3 protein-coding genes, 1 tRNA gene and 1 pseudogene are annotated in these 22342 nt (G+C 42.2%); all 5 read left to right on the forward strand.

From position 1 onward, the window contains the following. Nucleotides 1-33: 33 nt before the first annotated feature. The 5 genes and pseudogenes from B5D77_RS20870 (at nucleotide 34) to B5D77_RS25990 (ending at nucleotide 22290) form a co-directional block, all read left to right on the forward strand. Nucleotides 34-106: transfer RNA gene (locus B5D77_RS20870), tRNA-Ala, on the forward strand. 202 nt (nucleotides 107-308) lie between these two features. Then, on the forward strand, nucleotides 309-1091 hold the full coding sequence (gene recO, locus B5D77_RS20875) for a DNA repair protein RecO (protein ID WP_008196313.1): 783 nt from the start codon (nucleotides 309-311) through the stop codon (nucleotides 1089-1091). A 22-nt stretch (nucleotides 1092-1113) separates the two neighbouring features. After that, complete coding sequence (locus B5D77_RS20880; RefSeq protein WP_008196312.1) at nucleotides 1114-2604, forward strand: MFS transporter; 1491 nt, start codon at nucleotides 1114-1116, stop codon at nucleotides 2602-2604. Between the two features lie 365 nt (nucleotides 2605-2969). Continuing rightward, nucleotides 2970-3160 (forward strand): annotated as a pseudogene (locus B5D77_RS27440) (hypothetical protein). Between the two features lie 449 nt (nucleotides 3161-3609). Next, entirely contained in the window at nucleotides 3610-22290 is an 18681-nt protein-coding gene (locus B5D77_RS25990; RefSeq protein WP_159036982.1) for a CARDB domain-containing protein, read from the forward strand. The last annotated feature ends 52 nt before the right edge of the window (nucleotides 22291-22342 follow it).

A 22342-nucleotide genomic window follows, 5' to 3' on the forward strand; every position in this document is an offset into this window, starting at 1 on the left:
TTATAATAACGAAAGTGTCTCAAAAACCAGATCGGGGGTTTAGCTCAGTTGGTAGAGCGCCTGCTTTGCAAGCAGGATGTCAGCGGTTCGAGTCCGCTAACCTCCATAGCATCTCCCCCATAGTTTCCCTTTTGCTTGGTGATTAGCTCAAGTCTTTTTGGCGAGACAATTAGCTAGTTAATTATTAAGTAGGTAGGCACAATTATTTGTAGGATGGGTTAGCGGTAGCGTAACCCATGCGGGCGTTGGGTTTCATGCTTCAACCCAACCTACGTTCATTTTATATTTAATTCCACCCACCTACTTAAATGATGTCTCGTACCTATCAAGCTACTGGAATCAATCTGCAAGGAATGGCCTTCGGAGAAGCCGATCGCCTCTTAACTATTTTGACCGCCGAGTATGGTTTAATTAGAGCCATTGCCCCCGGTGCGCGCAAGTATAAATCTTCCCTCCGGGGTAGAAGTGAACTATTTGTGGTCAATAATCTGTTGATAGTCGCCGGAAAATCCCTAGATAAGGTCGTTCAAGCTGAAACTATCGAATCTTATCCCAAATTAAGTCAAAATCTCGCCAAACTCACCGTTAGTCAATACCTCTGTGAACTGGTTTTGGCGATCGCACTGAGTGAACAACCTCAGAGGGAATTATACGAATTAATCTGCAGCCATCTGGCCAGAATTGAAGTCCTCGACGAGAACCAATACATACTTCCCTATCTTTGTCAAGCAATTTTTCATTTCTTAATAATTGCTGGTTTAGTGCCGCAAGTCCATAACTGCCTGTTGACGGGAAAAGCTTTAATTGGGAACAATTGCCTAGGATTTAGTTTCGAGGCAGGGGGAATAATAGATCTATCTGCCCTGACAGAAACCATCAACCCGCCCAAAATCGATAGTAAACTGACGTTGCAAGAACTGCAATTACTGCAATGCTTAGGAAAAACAGATTTTCCCCCACCAGAAAACCCTGCCTCAGAACTAGCTTGGATTAACCTCGATCGCCTGCTGCGCCGCTATACTCAATATCATCTGGGAAAAACTTTTCGCTCCTCGGCATTAGTTGAGGGTTTATCTCCCTTAGAATTTTAAACAGATAGCAAAAATCATCATAATGCAACTGTTTGACTCAGAAACTGGCGACGCTAATTCCAGCGACTCCTCCACTCCTATTTTTAATTCTTCCGATTCCTCACCGAGGCAATCCGACACAGAAACCATGAACCGCTTGCCTAAACGTGCGCCCAAATCCAGTCCTAGTCAGGGTTTTGCCCCAGTGCTAAAAAACCCGCGCTTTCTCATTCTCTGGGCGGGGGGAATTTTTTCCCAATTAGCGGATAAATTCTATTTAGTTCTGATGATCTCCCTAATTGCCACCCATTACCAAAAAGCCGATCAGTCGATTAGTGGCTGGGTATCGGCGATAATGATTGCTAATACAATTCCGGCGGTGTTAGTGGGTTCGGTGGCGGGTGTATATGTTGATAGATGGTTAAAAAAACAAGTTTTAGTTATTTCTAACCTTTTACGGGGGGCTTTTGTCCTGCTCATTCCCCTATTGTTATGGTTAGTGCGCGAGCAAACTTTAGCCATTCCCCTCGGTTGGCTGCCGGAAGGTTTAAGAAATTGGTATTACCGGCTACAGGGAGAATTTAATTTACCCCTCGGTTTTTTCCTATTGTTAGTCATTACTTTTCTTGTCTCCACCCTAACCCAATTTTTTGCCCCTGCCGAACAATCTACCCTGCCATTGGTGGTAAAACGTCGTCATCTTCTACCCGCTAATTCCCTCAATACTTTAACCACCATGGCAGTATTAATTATCGGTTTTGCCATCGGTGAACCTCTATTAGCTTTTGCCGATAGCATTTTCGGCACGAGAGCCGGACAATTTGATATTGGTAAAGTGATGATTGTCGGTACTTTTTATATAATTGCCGGTTTAATTCTAATTATCCTGCGAACTAACGAAAAATATGTTATTCCTACCGCAGAACAGCCCCATGTTTGGGAAGATATCCGCGACGGCATTCGTTACCTCAACAAAAATCATAAAGTTCGTAACGCTTTAATTCAATTAGTCATCTTATTCTGTATTTTTGCCGCTCTATCGGTATTAGCCGTCAGTATGGCCGAAAAACTACCCGGGTTAAAAGCTTCTCAATTTGGCTTTTTATTAGCCTCCTGTGGTGCGGGAATGGCAGTTAGTGCGATTACCTTGGGTTATTGGGGCCAAAAATTCTCCCACACCCAATTAAGTCTCTGGGGTTCCCTGGGTATGGCGGCAGCTTTAATCGGTTTATCCCTAGCAACAAAGAGTTTAATTTTAGCCTTCGCTATGACCGCTTTATTAGGGATTTTTGCCGCTTTAGTCGGGGTTCCCATGCAAACTACCCTACAGGCAGATACACCCCCCGAAATGCGCGGTAAAGTCTTTGGTTTAGAAAACAATGCCGTTAATATTGCCCTCTCTTTACCCTTAGCCGTGGCGGGTATCGCCGAAACTCAATTCGGACTCCGACCGGTATTATTAGCTTTAGCAGTTATGGCAGTCATCGGCGGTGGTTTTACTTGGTATGTTTCTGGGAATTTATCTAAAGATTAGCGGAACTTTTCAGTTATCAGTTATCAGCAAATGTTAGAATCTTCCCGACGGTTTTCGGTTGTTCTTATTGAGTTACTATCGTCTGAATTGGAGATAGCCGCTTAGATAAATATTAGACCTCCACCTAATATTATCTGAAGAGCAAAAGTCTTTCTAGTTAAGGAATCTAACTAAATAAAAATGATTTTAATTGTCTCATATTTGTCAGTAAAATTAAATTGGCAACGATAGATAGGGTTGGCTGAATTCGCCCCGACAGGACGCAATCGCCGCTCAAGATGCAAGGTTTTTGAGCCACTAGCTGGAAAATTTTGCAGCTGCTTCCCCACACAAGTCCCCAAACTTCTGGCTCTTCTAGGTTCTGTGTGATCAGTTTAACTTACTCTATGATCGATCTTTGTGTCCTCTGTGTCTGGAGTGGTTCCTTCCACTCCCTCGCTCTTGAGGAATGTATCTTAGAATACATTTTACCCACCAAACCTGGGAGAGCCAACTTCTTACCTCGTCTATATTTCACATTTATTCAGCCCACCCTAGATATACATTTCCGTCCTAGAACTATTTGGTTAGTACATAGACGAAAAGCAAGCTGTGATTGGGTTATAATTTTTGGAGATGTCTATTGTCTATTGTTTTTAAACTATGAAAACCAGAGAAATTAAGCTATTAACATAACTTAATAATATAAACATAGCATTACCGGTGGCAGCTGGACAATCTCAACAGTGATAAACCAGAATATAGAAATAATAAGCGGATGACTAATAGCTATATTTTCTAAAGTTGGTTAAGTTTTTATAAGATTTCTGTAAAGTTATTGAAACCTTCTTGACATATCTAGTTAATCTAGGCTAGGCTCGGAAAGTGGTCAGCGAAGCGATGTTCGCCCTAGCAGTAGCCGTTCCCCTCCCGCTAATCTGATTCTCGGTGGGAATACTGTGTGTTTGGCTGCGAATAGTCGCTAATCGCCCCAGTATTAACCTTGTTTGTGTTAGAGCTAAGGATATGAGTAATCCTCTGTCAGTACAGGAAACAGCAACTGCCACCTCTTCTTCGATGGTTCAGGAATTGGGTTGGGAACAATTAGCGGCAGTACCTTTCGACTACGGAGTTAGTGCTGGTGGCGGTCTCGCCACTGACGGAACTTATGTCTATGCCGCCGATTTTAGCGGCGATGGCAATGATGATTATATTGACTTAAATAGTAATTTGAGCGATGAGAGCGGGGAAAGTTTAGAAAATCTAGGTATTGCTAACGGTTCTGTCCGTTTTGCTCGCTATAATCCCGCAACCGATACCTGGGAAGATTTGCCGATATTAAATGGTGAAGGGGTGTCGGGGGATGCTTTCTCCGCCGGTAATTTAGTTAATCCTCTGTTTGTGGCGGGCAATAAATTATATTACTACCAATTCCGCTCAGGTCCACAAATAGCGGCTCTCTATTCCTACGATTTAAGCACCGGTACTAGCGGTACTTGGACGCAGGAATGGGAAAAAACCAGTACCAGTGAAGATTCGCCATTAATTAATGTTAATGCCGGAGTCCTTGGGCTAGATGTCAATGAAGAACCAGTAATTCTCCATCATACAGGAGGAGGAGATTACAATTTTGCTCGTACTGATAATGTTGGTGGTGGTGGAACTCATACCCAATTAACCCCTAATTGGAGTTTTGCCGGGGAGCATTTTCCCCGTAATGGAGATTGGGAGTACAATACAACTAATGATCGGTTATATCACCTCAGTGGCGATCAATTGGTGATGTGGACTCATGATGACTTCGCTTATCCGGGAGGAAGCTTCTTGACTTCTACTCCCAATGGTGAATCGCCTTTAGCCTCCCAAAGCACCTTAATTTACTCACTGAAAAATGATTTAGGCTGGACAAATAGCGGTACTGGGACAAGTTTATGGGGTAACTCTGTCACCGCAGTTAATGGAGACTTGTATCTATTAAGAGGAGAAACCAGTACAGATGGTTGGCCTTTTAATGAAGGACGGGGTTTAATTAACAATCGTAACTTTGCTAAAGTGGGGGCAAATGGCTGGTTAGAAACCCTTCCTGATGTGCCGTTCAATATTGGGAAAGGTAGTGGCGCTGTTTATCTAAATGGCTATCTGTATGTTACCCAGGGGGATACTCTGACTGTTTCAGATGATTACGGTAATGTCGTACCTCTCAATGGTGAAGGTATTCGTAGTCCAGGATTGGGTTTTGCTCGCTTTGCTATTACTAATAATCCGGGAACTACTTACACAGTTACTAATACCAACGACGATGGGGAAGGTTCTCTAAGGTGGGCAATAACTGAGTCTAATAATAATCCGGGTACAGATACCATTGTATTTAATATTGGTGAGGGTGGATACTATACAAATACCATAACTCCCTTATCGGCTTTGCCAGAAATTACATCCCCTGTCTTGATTGATGGTACCAGTCAACCGGGATACGCGGGAACGCCGATCATTCAAATTAGTGGTTATTATCTTACTTATTATCAACCAGATCAAGCAGTCTCAGGTCTAGTTATTAGTGCTGGTGACAGTACCGTCCGTGGCTTAATTATTACTCAGTTTAGTGGCTATGGAATACAATTAACTGACCAAGGTAATAATATTATTCAAGGTAATTATATTGGCGGAGTTAATTATATTATTAGCGAAATTGGCAACAATCTTGAGGGATTGGCTGGCCAATTTTTCTTTGGCAATGGAGAAGGGGGTATTTTAATTGAATCTGCCAATAATCTGATTGGGGGAGCGACTACCAGTGAAAGGAATATTATCTCTGGTAACACAGGAAAACCAGGTGTATTAATTAATGGTGAAACTGCAATTGATAACCGAGTCGTTAATAATTACATTGGTCTTGATTCATCGGGAACTTCATCCCGTCCTAATGGGGTTGGAGTCGAGATAGTTAACGGTTCCAATAATATTATTGACAAAAACATTATTGCTGGCAATACTAACACCGGCGTAAGTGTATTGTCCTATGGAAATATCGCCAATAATAATCAAATACTCAGTAACTGGATTGGTACTAGCAGCCAAGGCTACTATTTTTTAGGTAACGGGGATGATGGGATTGATTTAGCTGGAGCAAAAAATACCCTCGTGCAAGGCAATCACATCTATTATAATCAATCGACCGGTGTTGTTATTCGCGGAGCCGATGCCACAGGTAATCAAATTACAGGTAATTCTCTGTTTAATAATGCCGAGGGGATGAGTATCCAAGAAGAGGCACAAGGTAATTCAATTACAGGAAATACCATCAACCATAACAACTCTAACGGCATTTCCGTAGATAATTCTCAGAAAAATACTATTCAAGGCAATAGTATCTATGAGAATTATGGTTTAGGGATTGATTTAGGACGGGATGGAGTCACCGTTAATGATGAAGGTGATAGCGATACAGGAGCGAATGCTTTACAAAACTATCCCGTTTTCACCTCTGCTGAAGTTGTCGCAGGAACAGCCACCTTGATGGGTTATCTAGATAGTGAAGCCAATAAGGAATACAGGATTGAAATTTTTGCTAATCGTACACAGGATGCTAGTGGTAACGGAGAAGGAGAGGATTACCGTACCTATATCACTGTGACTACGGATGATAATGGTCGTGCTGATTTTACCCTTTCCTTGTCTGCCGAGAGACTGTATAGCTATATTACTGGCACAGCAACTAATCCCGATGGCAACACCTCAGAATTTTCTCCCTCTATCACCCTAACGGGAGAGTTACCCAATTTAATGATTACTGAGGCTACTGCTCCTACTAATGTGGGTTTAGAACAGTCTTTCACCGTGAATTGGACGGTTAAAAATCAAGGTACAGTTACCACCCCATGGAGTTCTTGGAGCGATGGCATTGTCTATTCTTCTGATAACATCTGGGGCAATGATAATGACTATTATATAAATAACTTTTGGATTGATTCATCTAATAGCAACGTACCTTTAGATCCCGATGAAACTTATACAATGACGGGCAATGTTACCTTGCCTAGTTATATAGCTGCTACGAGTGGCTATTTATTGCTGAAGACGGATCAATATAATTATCAAGCAGAAACCGATGATACGGATAATATATATAGTATTCCTATAGTCATTAGTCAACCCAATTTAATTATTACTGAAGTAACAGCACCGACTACGGCTACTGCTAGTCAGACTATTACCCTATCATGGACGGGGAAAAATGACAGTTCTGTTACTACGGGAAGTTCCTACTGGTATGATCAGGTAGTCTTCTCCACCAATGACATCTATGGGGATAGTGATGATATTTATCTTAATCAACAATATATCTCTAGTAGCAACGGATTACCCTTAGAACCGAATGAAACCTATACAGCAAGTAGTACCATCACCTTACCCAGTAATGCAGTAGGTAATGGCTATTTGCTATTTAAGACAGATGCTTACAACTACCAAACAGAATCCAACGAAAACGATAACGTTTATACTCAGGCGATTAATATTGCTGCACCCAATTTAATTATTACTGAAGTAACAGCACCGACTACGGCTACTGCTAGTCAGACTATTACCCTATCCTGGACGGGGAAAAATGACAGTTCTGTTACTACAGGAAGTTCCTACTGGTATGATCAGGTAGTCTTCTCCACCAATGACATCTATGGGGATAGTGATGATATTTCCCTAACCTGGTACTACTATATTGACAGCTATTATGGCTTACCCTTAGAACCGAATGAAACCTATACGGTTAATACCAGTGTCACCTTACCCAGTAATGCAGTAGGTAATGGCTATTTGCTATTTAAGACAGATGCTTACAACTACCAAACAGAATCCAACGAAAACGATAACGTTTATACTCAGGCGATTGATATTGCTGCACCCAATTTAATTATTACTGAAGTAACAGCACCGACTACGGCTACTGCTAGTCAGACTATTACCCTATCCTGGACGGGGAAAAATGACAGTTCTGTTACTACGGGAAGTTACTACTGGTATGACCAGGTAGTCTTCTCCACCAATGACATCTATGGGGATAGTGATGATATTTATCTTAATCAACAATATATCTCTAGTAGCAACGGATTACCCTTAGAACCGAATGAAACCTATACGGTTAATACCAGTGTCACCTTACCCAGTAATGCAGTAGGAAGTGGGTACTTACTATTTAAGACAGATGCTTACAACTACCAAACAGAATCCAACGAAAACGATAACGTTTATACTCAGGCGATTGATATTGCTGCACCCAATTTAATTATTACTAATGTCACCGCTCCCACTACGGCTACTGCTGGTCAGAGTCTTACCCTATCTTGGACGGGGAAAAATGACAGTTCTGTTACTACGGGAAGTTACTACTGGTATGACCAAGTAGTCTTCTCCACCAATGACATCTATGGGGATAGTGATGATGTTACAGTCATTAGTTATGAATATATCTCCAGTAGCTACGGCTTACCCTTAGAACCCAATGAAACCTACACAGTAAGTCGTAACGTTACCTTACCCGGCCAGGCGATAGGAAGTGGGTACTTACTATTTAAGACAGATGCTTACAACTACCAAACAGAATCCAACGAAAACGATAACGTTTATGCTCAAGCGATTGATATTGCTGTACCCAATTTAATTATTACTGAAGTAACAGCACCGACTACTGCTACTGCTAGTCAGACTATTACCCTATCCTGGACGGGGAAAAATGACAGTTCTGTTACTACGGGAAGTTACTACTGGTATGACCAAGTAGTCTTCTCCACCAATGACATCTATGGGGATAGTGATGATATTTATCTTAATCAACAATATATCTCTAGTAGCAACGGATTACCCTTAGAACCGAATGAAACCTATACAGCAAGTAGTACCATCACCTTACCCAGTAATGCAGTAGGTAATGGCTATTTGCTATTTAAGACAGATGCTTACAACTACCAAACAGAATCCAACGAAAACGATAACGTTTATACTCAGGCGATTGATATTGCTGCACCCAATTTAATTATTACTAATGTCACCGCTCCCACTACGGCTACTGCTGGTCAGAGTCTTACCCTATCTTGGACGGGGAAAAATGACAGTTCTGTTACTACAGGAAGTTCCTACTGGTATGACCAGGTAGTTTTTTCCAAGAATAATATCTATGGGGATAGTGATGATGTTACAGTCATTAGTTATGAATATATCTCCAGTAGCTACGGCTTACCCTTAGAACCCAATGAAACCTACACAGTAAGTCGTAACGTTACCTTACCCGGCCAGGCGATAGGAAGTGGGTACTTACTATTTAAGACAGATGCTTACAACTACCAAACAGAATCCAACGAAAACGATAACGTCTATACTCAGGCGATTGATATTGCTGCACCAAATTTGACTATTACCAGTGCGACTGCGCCTAGCACTGGTATTTTAGGGGGAGCTATATCAGTTTCGTGGACGGTACTAAATAATGGAACTGTTTCCGCGAATGCTGATTGGTATGATTCAGTTTATCTGTCTAATGATCAGACTTGGGATAGTGGAGATACATGGATTACTGCTTTCTGGGAAGCTGCAAGAAGTCCCCTCGCCGCTAACACAAGTTATACAGATACCCAAAATATTTCTATTCCTAATTATGCAGGCACCGGTGATAAATATTTGATCTTTGTTACGGATCAATACTCTTACTCCTACTACAACCAACAAGGAGAAACGAACGAAAACGATAATACTTATGCTGTTCCTATCACTTTAGGTGCGCCAGACTTAATCATATCTGGAGCAACTGCACCCAGTAGCGGGGTTGTGAATGGAGCGATCAATGTATCATGGACGGTGAAAAATCAGGGTACGACAGATGCACCGGCAGATTGGTATGATGTTATCTATCTCTCTCCTGATAATATCCCTGGTAATGGTAATGATATTTACATTATTGACCAACCAATAAGCACTCAAACCCCCTTGATAGCGGACGGTTCATACACGATCAATCGCAGTATTAACTTACCCAATGTTACCCCAGGAAATTATTACATCTTTTTCCGCGCTGATGCCTATAATTATCAAGGAGAAACCAACGAAAACAACAACTACAGTCAAGCTATTCCCATTACTATTGGTTCGCCGGATTTAATTGTTAGTAATGCTACGGCACCAGAGTCAGGAGCATTAGGAGGAACAGTCAGCCTTTCTTGGACAGTACAGAACCAGGGAACAGTAGAAGCTCCTGCCGATTGGACTGATTATATTTACTGGTCAAGTAATGATACTTATGACGGTTCTGATACCTTCATTACCAGTATTTCAGCCGCCGCACAAACTCCCGTTGCCGTCGGAGGAAGCTATAGCAAAACCGAAAATATTACCTTACCTAATCAAATAAACTTCGTTGGCAATGGTTACTTAATTGTCCGAGCAGATGGCAATAATGCACAGGGAGAAACGGACGAAAATAATAATGATCGTGCCATTCCTATCCGCATAGATGCACCAGATTTAATTGTCTCAAATGCCACTGCACCAGCATCGGTAACTGTAGGTGCAACGATTAGCGTTACTTGGGATGTGAAGAATCAAGGAACTGTTGCGGCTAATGCTGATTGGTACGACAGGGTTGTGATTTCTACTGACCAAATCTTCGGTAATAGCGATGATACTTATCTGACAGAAGTTTGGCAAGGTTCATTTACTCCCCTAGCAGCCGGAGCAACCTATAGCCGCACCCTCAATGTTACCTTACCCAGTACCGCTACTGGCGATCGCTATTTGCTCTTCAAGGCTGATAACTATAACTATCAAGGTGAGACAGACGAAAATAACAACGTCTATTCCCTACCAATTAATATTTCCGCTTCCGACCTCCAAGTTACAGCAACAAATGCTCCGACAAGTGCCATTTTAGGGGAAACAGTTGAATTAACTTGGACTGTCACTAATAACGGTACGGGAGCAGCAAGTCAGGATTGGTATGATCGAGTTTACCTCTCCAGTAACCAAACTTTAGATAGCAATGACGTTCAAGTTACTTCCGAATGGATAGCGACACAAACGCCTTTAGCTACTGGTGCAAGTTATACTATCAGCAAGAATGTCACCTTACCTAGTTTTACCCCCGGTAATCAATATTTACTCTTTGTTACTGATCGAGACAATTATCAAGGGGAAATAAATGAAAATAATAACCTGACTGCGGTTCCTATCACTTTAACCGCTCCCGATTTAATTGTTTCTAATGCTTCCGCACCTGCAACCGGAACAGTCGGTAAGAGTATTGAAGTTTCTTGGACAGTACAAAACCAAGGGACAAGCGCCGCTCCCACTGATTGGTATGATCGCATTTACCTCTCCAACGATGCTATTTTTGATGCTAATGCTGACACTTACATCACCCAAGAATTAATCTCCACTCAAACACCATTAGCCGCCGGTGCAAGTTACAGCATTACTCGCAATATCAACCTCCCCAACTTTGCCACAGGAAACCGTTATTTAATCTTTGTCGCTGATGGTTCGGGAGGTCAAGGGGAAACTAACGAGACTAACAATACTCGTGCTGTCGCCATTAATCTCAATGCTCCCGACTTAGTAGTAAGTGATATTACCGCACCAGTTGAATCCTTGTCTGGACAACCAATTGAGATCAATTGGACTGTCAAAAACCAAGGAGCAGCAACCGCAGAAGGAACTTGGTATGATTATGTGTCTTTAGTTAATACGGCGACCAATTCCACCCAGTATGTCGGAATTTTTGAATATTCAGGTAGCTTGGCCGCCGGAGCCTCCTTAAATCGGACTCAATCCTACAGCGTTCCCCTCAGTTTAACTGGTAACTATCGAGTGGTTGTAACGACCGATTTTTACGGACAACTTGCTGAAGGAACGCAGAACGAATCGAACAATACTACTACAGATGATCGTCCGATTTCCCTACAACTTGCTCCGGTTCCCAATCTACAAGTTACCGGGGTAACTGCACCATCGACGGCTTTTTCCAGTCAAGAAACCGTCGTACAATGGACAGTGAAAAATGTCGGTACTGGTGCCACTAATGCGCCTGTTTGGTATGATCGAGTTTATTTGTCTCTCGATACTGCTTATGACGATGCTGATACCTATTTAGGAGACGCAGTTAATCCTAGTTATCTCAACCCGGATGATAGTTATAGCAACAGCTTAACCGTAACCCTACCTCGCGGTATTGATGGCAATTACTATTTCCTTGTACAAACTGATGTTTATAACTACGTTACCGAAGTTGGTAATGAAGGAGATAATTGGGGATCTGGTGGGCCGACGGATGTTAATTTAACTCCACCCCCCGATTTACAAGTAACGGCGGTTAATGCTCCTAATGGAGCCTTCTCAGGACAACCAATGAACCTGAGTTGGACTGTCACTAATGCTGGTACAGGACGTACTTTAGAAACAGCTTGGTATGATCGCGTGTTGATGTCGGAGGATGCAACTTTAGATGCAGGCGATCGCTTTTTGGGAGATTTCTATCATAGTGGTGCGTTAAATGCCGGTGAAAATTATACCGGTTCAGCGACAGTTAATTTACCCATTGGTGTGGCGGGAAGTTTCTTCTTCTTTGTCCAAAGCGACATCTATAACAACGTTTATGAGCACGTTTTTGAGAATAACAATAGTGGCTACGACACCACAGCAACGAACATTACCCTAACGCCGCCACCAGATTTAGAGTTTGAATCCTTAACGATTCCGAGCAATGCTCGTTCTGGTAGCAGTTTAAGCATCAGTTATCGAGTCACTAACTTTGGAGCCACAGAAACCCCGAATTATTATTGGACCGATACCTTCTATCTTTCCAGCGATAATCAACTAAATACGGCAACGGACATTAATTTGGGTAGTGTCGGCCAGTATGGCGTTCTTTATCCAGGTGATGGTTATGATCGTACCGCTAACTTTGCCTTACCCAATACCTTAACTGGCACCTACTACGTCTTTGGTGTGACCGATAGCGGCGATCAAGTATTTGAATTAGATAATGTTAATAACGTCACTCAAAGTATCAATCAAGTACAAATTGTTTCCCAACCGGCGGATTTAGTTGTCACTGAAGCAATTATTCCAACTACGGGAGAAGCTGGTAAGACAATTCAAGTGCAATGGACAGTGAAAAACCAGGGAACTGGGGATACCATTGTTAACAGTTGGAGCGATCGCCTTGTAGTTTCTAACGATGAGGTTTTAGGGGATGCAGATGATCTGACCCTCGCCAGCTTCACCCGCACCGGACTTTTAGCTCCCAATGGTACCTACAGTCGGACTGAAAGTGTTATCTTACCCTTTACCTTAGAAGGCAATTATCAGCTATTTGTCGTCACTGATTCGGCTAATAGCGTTTATGAAGGTAGCAATGAGGGAAATAATGCCTCTAGTGCTTTTCCCCTCACCATCTCTCGTGATACTCCCGATCTCCAAGTTACTAGCATTACTCTGCCAAATACTGTGACCCCGGGACAGCCGCTGACCCTCAATTGGACGGTGGCGAATTTGGGGGTAGGACGGACTAATAGCAATTATTGGTACGATCAGGTTTATTTGTCTTTAGATAAAAATGTCAGCGGTGATGACATTAATTTAGGGTCGGTTTATCGTTCAGGAGCCTTAGAGCCATCAGCAAGTTATAGTGCCACGGGTACTTTCTCCCTTCCTGTTAATTTGAACGGTAGTTACTATGTTCTGGTGCAAACTGACCGGGATAATAACGTTATTGAAGGTACATTTGAGAATAATAACGTTTTAGCCAGCGATAGTACCAGTGGAGGCGGTTCGGGAACTGGAACTCTACCGATTACCCCCGCTCCTTCTGCTGATCTTGCCGTTACTTCTGTCGATGCGCCGGAACAGGGAATTGCCGGACAATCTCTGAGTTTGACTTGGACGGTTGTTAATAATGATGCCAATACGGGTCAAAGTTGGTATGATGCCGTTTATCTATCCCGCGACCAAGTATTCGATCGCACCAGTGATATTTATTTAGGCTATCGCAACCATACGGGGGGATTAAATGCAGGAGATAGTTATACTGCAACTCAATCTTTTAACATACCGCGAGGCTTAGGGGGACGTTTTTACGCTTTCGTGGTGACGGACGGCGGTAATGCTGTTTATGAACGGTTAGGAGAGATCAATAATGTTAATTATGACGGATTCTCAACGGAAATAATTTTGCCGCCTCCGGTTGATTTAGTAGTAGGGACAATTACTATTCCTGTCAATGGAACTCCTGGTCAAAATGCCACAATTAGTTATACCGTAAACAATCAAAGCACGAATGAGGCGATCGGCACTTGGGAAGATACAATCTATCTTTCTCGCGATAATCAATGGGATGTCAATGATGCTTTCTTCGGTCGTGTTTCCCAAACAGGACCAGTTGCTGGAGGCGGAAGCTATAGCAAGACAGTAACCGCTGCTTTACCAGGAATAGCAACCGGAGATTACTATGTAATTGTTCGCAGTGATATCCGCAACTACATACCAGAATCTAATGAAGCGAATAATATTGGGGCTTCTTTAGATGACTTTGCTGTTGATGTCGAGTCCTTAGAATTAGGTACGCCTGATACAGGGACTTTAGGACAAGGACAGTCAGTTTATTATCGGGTTGATGTACCAGCAGGAGAGACGCTGTTACTGAATTTTGATAGTCAATCTACTGCGGCGGCGAATGAGCTTTATATCCGTTATGGAGATATACCGAGTCGCGGTCAGTTTGATATCGGTTATTCCCAACCCTTTTCGCCTGATCAAGAAATAGTTATATCTAGTACTCGTGGCGGAACTTATTATGTTCTTGCCTACGGGGATAATGTAATCGGTGATGCGCCTAGCTATAGCATCAGAGCCGATGTTTTAGAATATTCTATTACCGATTTGGGAACAAATCTCGGTAGTAACAAAGGACAAACTACTGTCAGAATTTCGGGTGCAAAATTCACTCCCAACGATGTTGCTAGTTTAATTGGAGCGGATGGCACACAACGGCAAGCTAGTAAAATCTGGTGGAAAAATAGCACTGAATTATGGGCAACTTTTGACTTACAAGGACTAAGTACAGGAGCTTATGATGTCAAGGTCAATAATGCTACTCAGACTGCTGTTTTAGATGATGGGTTCACGGTAACGGTAGGGGACGAAGGCAGTCTGGAAACCCAATTAAACCTTCCCAGTGCTTTACGTCCAGGACAAGCAGGAATCGTGACGATTAACTATGCTAATGCCGGAGAAACCGATATTGTCAGTCCCTTGCTCGTTCTCAGTACACTTAACGCTAATTTACAATTATCTGATGGCAGTTCAAGTGATAGTTATCAATTCCTTGCCGTTGGTTCAGAAGGTCCAGCCGGAATCTTATCGCCTGGAGAACGCGGGACTTTATCACTCGTTTTTCAGCCTACGGTTAGTACGGGAGAAGTTAATCTAAACTTACGGAGTCTTTCGGCAGGGGAACAACCCTTAGATTGGTCCGAGATTAAAGATAATTCCCGCCCTAACTTTATTTCTGATGAAGCATGGGAAGGCATTTGGAATAACTTTATTGCCTCTGTGGGTACAACCCCTCAAGAATATGTTGCTGCGCTCGCCGATAATGCCAATACATTTAGTCAATTGGGGAGCTCTATCTCTAACGCATCTCAACTAATTGCCGCAGAGATTCAACAAGCTAGTAGTACTTTGTTAGGCAAAAATTTAACGAGTATTCTTGATGCAAGTATACCTAGTCCTGGATTGGATCTAAGTTTTGTACGCTTCTTCCAATCTTCCTTTGACGGACGACTCAAATTAGGAGCTTTGGGCTATGGCTGGACACACCTTTGGGATATTACTGCCACTGCCGATACCGAAGGAACGGTTACGATTCAGGAGTCGGGGAATATTCGTCTCTTTGAACGGCAAGCCGACGGCAGTTATATAGGTCAACCCGGAGACAATGCTACTCTAGCGCTGGTAGGGAATAGTTACCAGTTACGGGAATCTGATGGAACAATTTTAGCGTTTCGTGTCAACGGCAAACTGGATTATCTTGAAGACCCGAACCAAAATCGAATTACTGTAGGTTATACCAATGAACGCCTGACCAGTATCAACCATTCTAACGGCGATCGCTTGACGTTAGACTACAATAGTCAGGGACGTATTAGTCAATTAACCGATGCAACAGGTCAAGTAACAACTTATGCTTACAATGAAACAGGAGAACATCTGTTAAGTGTTACAAATTTTCAAGGAACCATCTCTTACACTTACAATAATAGTATTGATTTAGCCAAACAAAATGCTTTGGTTTCTATTACTTTACCAGATGGGACAATTACAGAGTTTAGTTATGATAATCAAGGACGTTTAACTCAAGAAAGTCTCAATGGCGTTCCTCAAATTAGTTATGGCTATGACACCAGTACAGGAATAATCATAACTGATGCAGCAGGAAAAGTTTCTAAATTGGTACTGAATGAATTAGGGCTAACTAATTATTCTGAAGATGCACTTAGAAGAATTACTCAATATCTTTATGATGAAAAAGGTAATTTAATTCAAGAAATTGCTAGTGATGGAACGATATCGAGTTTTGCCTATGATAGTCACAACAATTTAATAAAAAGTGTTGATGCTTTGGGTCAGAAAGTTGAATTTACTTACGAATCTCAGTTTAGTAACCTAACAGCGATCCAGGATCAACGAGGTAATCTCCTTACCTATGACTACGATACTCGAGGGAATTTAACGGCGATTACTTATGCAGATGGTAGTCAAGAAACTTTCACGCTTGATAGTCAAGGTAATATTATTTTATCCGTTAATCGTCGCAACCAAACTATTCAATACACTTATAATAATCAAGGATTATTAACCCGTAAGGATTATGCTGATGGGTCTAGTGCTAATTATACTTACGATAGTCGGGGCAATCTTCTCTCAGCTACTGATTCTGATAGCAGTATTACTTATACCTACGATACAACCGACCAACTTACAAAGGTAACAGACGGAGACGGACGCTTACTGGAGTTTAGCTATGATACGGCGGGTCGTCGTAGTCAGATGGTAGATCACAATGGCTTTACTACTAACTATAGCTACGACAATAATGGTCAATTATCTCGTTTAAGCGATGGTAATGATGTCACCATTGTTACCTATACCTATGACACAGTGGGACGTTTAATCCGTGAAGATAACGGAAATGAAACCTATACGACGTATGACTATGATGATGCTGGACAACTCGTGAGTCTGGTTAACTATTCTGGAGATGGAACTATTAACTCAAGCTTCGAGTACAATTACGATACAATGGGTCGCCGTACCAGCATGACGACCTTAGATGGAACAACGACTTATGGATATGATGGCATTGGTCAATTAACGTCTGTGATTCTGTCTAATGGACGCACAATTGAATATCGCTATGACGCGGCGGGTAATCGTATTTCTGTTCAAGATAGTGGAGTTACGAACAACTACAATACTAATAACCTCAACCAATATACTTCTGTTGGCAGCACAACCTATAGCTACGATTCCGATGGCAATTTAATTAGTAAAATTGAAAATGGGTTGACTTCTAGCTTTATATATGATGTAGAAAATCGTCTGATTAGTGTAACGAACTCTGATGGCAATTGGATTTATGAATATGATGCTTTAGGAAATCGGATTGCCAGTATTTTTGATGGTGAAAGAACCGAATATTTAATCGATCCAGCAGGATTGGTAGATGTGGTAAGTGAGTATGATAATTCAGGAAACTTGCTTGCTAATTACACCTATGGATTAGGATTAGTAGGTCGCGTGGATGGAACCAATACTGCTTACTACTATGACAGCGATGCCATTGGCTCAACTGTTGGCTTGACCGGGGCTACAGGTAGTTATCTTAATCGCTATCACTATCTGCCATTTGGGGAAGATTTAAGCAAAGTTGAGACGGTGACTAACCCCTTTGAATATGTTGGGCAATGGGGGGTGATGGACGAAGAGAATGGACTCAATTTCATGCGAGCGCGTTATTATGCTCCCTCTGATGGTCGTTTTACTAATCCAGATCCAATGGGAATTAAGGGAGGATTAAATTTATATAATTACGTCGAAAATGATCCTATTAATTTTATCGATTTATCTGGATATGGAAAAGGTAAAATTTTTGTCAAAATTGTAGAAGCAGTAATTGAAAAAAAACGAGGTCAAGTATTTAAAAAATTACGTGGTGTTGGTGAAGAAAGTTTTGAAAATTATGACGAAGCAGCAGATGCTTTGAGAAATCTAGGGAAGAGAGATGGTTTAGTTGCTCCTGCTGAAGACATATCTAAGATACGCCAAAAAACTAATGGATTTAATGAAACTGAATTAGGGGAAACCCACATTCATGCTCAAGGTCGAGAAGGTGGCCATGGTTTTAGACAAAGACAAAGAGGCTCAGCCTCAGTTGAAGTTGTTGCTAGTATTGCGGCAGGGCTGACAGCTTCTTATTGGGCTAGCCAGTTGTTTCCAGATAATTTCTGGGCTGAAACAGCAGGGGAAATCATCGATATTTTTAATCCTCTATCTCTGCCACAAGATTTACTCGATCTCTGGGATTGGTTAAACGATCAATCTGTACCTATCATCCGTCCCTCCGATCCCAACGATATCGTAGGACCAGCAGGATTTGGCGATGAAAAATGGATTGCCTCGCAAACCCTTCCCTATACCATTCGCTTTGAAAACCAAGCCAGTGCGACTGCACCTGCTCAAACTGTTTACATTACCCATCCCTTAGACTCTGACGTTGATTTCCGTACCTTCCGCTTAGGTAGTTTCGGTTGGAGTGGTTTAACCTTTAATGTTCCTGAAAACCGCTCTTTCTACAATCAGCGTGTGGATTTAACGGAAGAACATGGCTTCTTGGTTGATGTTTTTGCTGGTATTGACATCCAAAAAGGCGAAGCTTTCTGGACCTTAACCACTATCGATCCAGAAACAGGTGAAACTCCCGAAAACCCCTTAATCGGCTTCTTACCTCCCAATAACGAAGATGGAGTAGGCGATGGCTTTGTTACCTATAGCATTCGTCCTAGTCGCACGGCTGAAACAGGAGATGTCATCGATGCAGAGGCGACCATCATCTTCGATACGGAAGAACCCATCAGCACTCCACCTATTTTCAACACCCTTGATGTTGATAAACCTAGCAGTCAAGTTGATGCTTTACCCACCACGACGGATAACCCTGAATTTACCGTTAAGTGGACAGGAACAGATACAGGATCAGCTTTGGCAACTTATACTATTTATGTCTCTGATAATGGCGGTAATTATACAGTCTGGCTCAATAATACTGAGTTAACCGAAGCCACTTACACGGGGACAGCCGGACATACCTACTCCTTCTACTCAGTTGCAGTTGATAACACAGGTAATACAGAAGCAGCACCGACGACGGCAGATGCAACCATACAAATCGGTGGCGCAGTTAATCAACCTCCACAAATCTCGGTCAATGCAGGCTTAACTCTTGATGAAGGAGCTAATTCTGCTATTTCTAATAGTCTGCTTGCTGTTACAGATCCAGATAATACCGCGGATCAGTTAACTTTTACCATCAGTACGATTCCGACAAATGGGAATTTACAACGCAATGGAGTTACTTTAGCGGTTAATGAGACCTTTACCCAAGCCGATATTAATAGTGGCTTACTATCCTACATTCATAATGGCGGAGAAACGACCAGTGATAGCTTTAGCTTTACGGTAGCTGATGGAGTAGGTGGTAATATCAGTGTCACAAGTTTCGTCATCACAGTTAACCCAGTAGATGACGCACCAACCGTCCTCAATCCGATTACAGATGTCAATGTTGACGAAGATGCAGCCAATACCGTCATTAATTTAACTAATATCTTCAGTGACGTTGATAATGACCCGACTTCAATTGTTAAATCAGTATTCCTCAATGACAATACAGGATTAGTCACCGCTACCATCCTTGACAATCAATTAACTCTAGACTACCAAGACAATCAATCTGGTACGGCAAATATTACGATTCAGGGAACATCCAACGGTAAAACTGTTGACAATACTTTCCTAGTCACAGTTAACCCAGTAGATGACGCACCAACCGTCCTCAATCCGATTACAGATGTCAATGTTGACGAAGATGCAGCTAATACCGTCCTTGATTTAACTAATATCTTCAGTGACGTTGATAATGACCCGACTTCAATTGTTAAATCAGTATTCGTCAATGACAATACAGGATTAGTCACCGCTACCATCGTTGACAATCAGTTAACCCTCGACTATCAAGACAATCAATCCGGGATAGCTAATATTACAATTCGGGGAACATCTAACGGTAAAACTGTTGACAATACTTTCCTAGTCACAGTTAACCCAGTAGATGATGCACCAACTGTCCTCAATCCCATTACTGATGTCAATGTTAACGAAGATGCAGCTAATACCGTCCTTGATTTAACTAATATCTTCAGTGACGTTGATAATGACCCGACTTCAATTGTTAAATCAGTATTCGTCAATGACAATACAGGATTAGTCACCGCTACCATCGTTGACAATCAGTTAACCCTCGACTATCAAGACAATCAATCCGGGATAGCTAATATTACAATTCGGGGAACATCTAACGGTAAAACTGTTGACAATACTTTCCTAGTCACAGTTAACCCAGTAGATGATGCACCAACTGTCCTCAATCCCATTACTGATGTCAATGTTAACGAAGATGCAGCTAATACCGTCCTTGATTTAACTAATATCTTCAGTGACGTTGATAATGACCCGACTTCAATTGTTAAATCAGTATTCGTCAATGACAATACAGGATTAGTCACCGCTACCATCGTTGACAATCAGTTAACCCTCGACTATCAAGACAATCAATCCGGGATAGCTAATATTACAATTCGGGGAACATCTAACGGTAAAACTGTTGACAATACTTTCCTAGTCACAGTTAACCCAGTAGATGATGCACCAACTGTCCTCAATCCCATTACTGATGTCAATGTTAACGAAGATGCAGCTAATACCGTCCTTGATATAACTAATATCTTCACCGACATCGATAATGACCCGACTTCAATTGTTAAATCAGTATTCGTCAATGACAATACAGGATTAGTCACCGCTACCATCGTTGACAATCAGTTAACCCTTGACTATCAAGACAATCAATCTGGGACAGCTAATATTACAATTCGGGGAACATCTAACGGTAAAACTGTTGACAATACTTTCCTAGTCACAGTTAACCCAGTAGATGATGCACCAACTGTCCTCAATCCCATTACTGATGTCAATGTTAACGAAGATGCAGCTAATACCGTCATTAATTTAACTAATATCTTCACCGACATCGATAATGACCCGACTTCAATTGTTAAATCAGTATTCGTCAATGACAATACCGGATTAGTCACCGCTACTATTATTGACAATCAGTTAACCCTTGACTACCAAGACAATCAATCTGGGATAGCTAATATTACAATTCGGGGAACATCTAACGGTAAAACTGTTGACAATAGCTTCACCATAACAGTTAACCCCGTCAATGATGCACCCACATTACAACAGGAAATAGCCAATCAAACCGCCACCGAAAATCAACCCTTCAGCTTCACCATTCCCGCCAACACCTTCACAGACATTGACGGCGATAATCTCACCTACAACCTAGCAATAGTAACAGTCCTCCCCAGTGGCATCACCTTTGATAGCGCTACCCGTACCTTCAGTGGCACCCCCTCCGATACTGCCTCCGGCACCTATAACCTGATAGTAATCGCCAGCGACCCCGCCGGAGAAAAAGCCAACGATAGCTTTAGCCTCAACGTCCTCAACGCCATCAACGGTAGCAGTAGCAGTGAAACCGTCAACGGTACTAGCGGCGACGACCACATCAATGCTGGTGCTGGTAACGATAGCGTCAACGGCGGTGAAGGCAACGATATTCTCGATGGTGGCACAGGAAATGACCGACTCGCAGGCGGTCCCGGTGACGACACCTACATTGTCGATAGCAGCCGCGACGTAGCCATTGAAAATGCTGGCCAAGGACAAGACACCATCAAATCCTCTGTAAATTACACTCTCACCGTCAACATCGAAAATATCACCCTAACAGGTAACGCCAACATCGACGGCACAGGTAACAACCTAGATAATCTCATCACCGGTAACAGTGGCAATAACCTACTCAAGGGATTAGATGGCAACGACACCCTTATCGGTAGCGCCGGTAACGACACCCTGATTGGTGGAAAAGGAAATGATATTCTCACCGGCGGCGATGGCAGCGACTCATTCCTCTTTGGCAGTGGTGCTATCTTTAATACCAGTGATTTCGGAGTTGATAGCATCAGTGACTTTACTAAAGGAAGTGACAAAATTATCCTGAGTAAAACCTCATTCAATGCTCTTATCAGTACCATTGGCAATAGCTTACAAGCCGCCGAATTTGCTACTATTAACGATGCCGCCAACGAACTAGCCTTAGTTGGTTCTAGTAATGCTAAAATCGTTTACAATTTAGCCACAGGTAATCTGTTCTACAACCAAAATGGTGCCACAGCAGGATTAGGTAATGGCGGACTTTTTGCCACGCTTAATGGCATACCCAATCTAGAAGAAAATGATTCTCTCATCCAAAGTTAAGTCAGAAAATAGACGCAGGAGAATCCCCTCTCAAATTGACAATCTACACCCA

The sequence above is a fragment of the Microcystis sp. MC19 genome (assembly GCF_003019735.1).
Classification (GTDB): domain Bacteria; phylum Cyanobacteriota; class Cyanobacteriia; order Cyanobacteriales; family Microcystaceae; genus Microcystis.